This is a genomic window from Sphingomonas segetis (assembly GCF_009720245.1).
Lineage (GTDB): Bacteria > Pseudomonadota > Alphaproteobacteria > Sphingomonadales > Sphingomonadaceae > Sphingomicrobium > Sphingomicrobium segetis.
Map to the genome: position 1 here is coordinate 1 of NZ_WJSQ01000264.1, position 1,913 is coordinate 1,913.

A 1,913-nucleotide genomic window follows, 5' to 3' on the forward strand; every position below is an offset into this window, starting at 1 on the left:
GGAGCGGGGGCGGGGGCGGGAGCCGCGCCGCCGCGCTCGGCGGCGGACTTGTCGCGGATCGCGCGGAACTCGCTGTCGGCGCCCCAATCTGGCCATGCGCGCGAATTGGCGAGGTCGCGGCCGAGGTTGTGGAGCAGGTTCGCGTCTTCGGCCATGCCGGTGAAGTCCCAGCTGGCCTGCCACTCGTCGCTCGGCTGGTGATAATGCTTTTCGGTATATTCCTTGCCGAGCGCTTCGCCGCGCTCGACGCCGCCGTTCACCAGGTCGTTGCCGTCGCCGAAGCTGATCGCCGGAACGCCGACCTTGGCAAACGAGAAATGGTCGGAGCGGTAGAAATAGCCGGCTTCCGGGTGCGGGTCGGGGCTGTAGTAGCGGCCCTGCTTCTTGCCCTCGGCGATCAGCATGTCGAGCAGGCCGAGCTTGGCGTTGCCGGAGATCGTGAAGTTCTTCGCCGGGCCGTAGATAGCGCCGCCGTCGGTGTTGATCACGCCTGCCGTCCTGGCGATCGGGAAGATTGGGTTCTGGGCGTAATATTCGGAGCCGAGCAGCCCCTTCTCCTCGGCGGTGACGGCGAGGAACACGACCGAGCGGTCAGTCCGCGGCTCCTTCGCGAACGCCCGCGCCTGCTCGATCAGCTGGGCGGTCCCGGTCGCGTTGTCGAGCGCGCCGTTGTAGATGGTGTCGCCGGTCTCGTCGGGCTTGCCGATGCCGAGATGGTCCCAATGCGCCGAGTAGATCACCGTCTCGTCGGGATATTTCGTGCCCGGTAGATAGCCGACGACATTGTGCGAGTTGATCGTCGCAACCTGCGCCTGGCCTTGGGCGCTGAGCGTCGCCTTGAGCGGGATCGGCTGGAAATCGCGCTTCTTCGCGGCGGCTTTGGCCTGGTCGAAGTTGAGGCCCGATGCCGCGAAGATTTTCTCGGCGAGCGGGCGCTGGATCCAGCTTTCGAACAAGGGGTGCTCGGCGGCTGGATTTTGTCGGACGATGTCGAACATCGTGTTGGTGTTGCTGTTCTTGACCGTGTTCCAGCCATAGGATGCGGGGTCGGTCTCGTGGACGATGAGTACGCCGGCGGCGCCGCGGCGGGCGGCCTCCTCATATTTGTAGGTCCAGCGGCCGTAATAGGTCATCGCCTTGCCGCCGAAGCCGAGGTCGCCGCCCTCGAAGTCGGGGTCGTTGATGAGGACGACGATGAGCTTGCCCTTGACGTCCTGGCCCTTGAAATCGTCCCAGTTGCGCTCCGGCGCGGTGACTCCGTAGCCGAGGAAGACCAGCGGCACATTGGCGAGGTTCACGCTCGTCGCGCCGTTCATCGGGGCGCGCAGCGCGATCTGCTCGCCCTGGGTAAGCGGCAGCGACTGGCCGTTGCCGAGGTTGAGCGTGAACTGCGGCGGCGCGGCGAACTCCGATTTCACCAGCGGCACGGCCTGGAAGTACGAGCGTTGCCCGTTGACCATGTCGCCGGCGGGCTGGACGCCGGCCGCTTTGAACTGGTCGGCGATGTAGTTGATCGTCTTGGTCTCCGCCCGTGTCGCCGGGCCGCGGCCCTCGAACGCATCGGTCGAGATATACTTGTCGATCTCTGACAGCCGCTGAGCGCTGAACGGGCCGGTGTCGGCGGCGATGACGGGTGCGGCAGCGAGGGCGATCGCGGTCGCGGCAAGCCAGCGGTAGGTCTTCACTTGGTGTCTCTCCCCAGAGTTGGTCAGTGGATCGGCGGCCGCGCATGCTGCCCGGCGCCGGAAAGGTGCAGAGGTGCAACTAGTTAGCGCGCGGCGCCGGGGGAAGCCCCTTCGTTCGGCGCGCTCGCCGTGCGGCCCCTGTCGGTACGGTAGCGGTCGAACCAGGCGAGGATCGCGCTCGCCTTGGCCGCGGCCTGGCTCGGCCGCGCGGCGATCCCGCCGTGGCTG

At 66.9% G+C, this 1,913-nt stretch carries 1 protein-coding gene; it reads right to left on the reverse strand.

Annotated elements, in window-relative coordinates:
* Positions 1–1,685 (reverse strand): M28 family metallopeptidase (locus GH737_RS14620; protein ID WP_196233234.1); only part of this gene is annotated, 1,685 nt, incomplete at its 3' end.
* Positions 1,686–1,913: the final 228 nt, after the last annotated feature.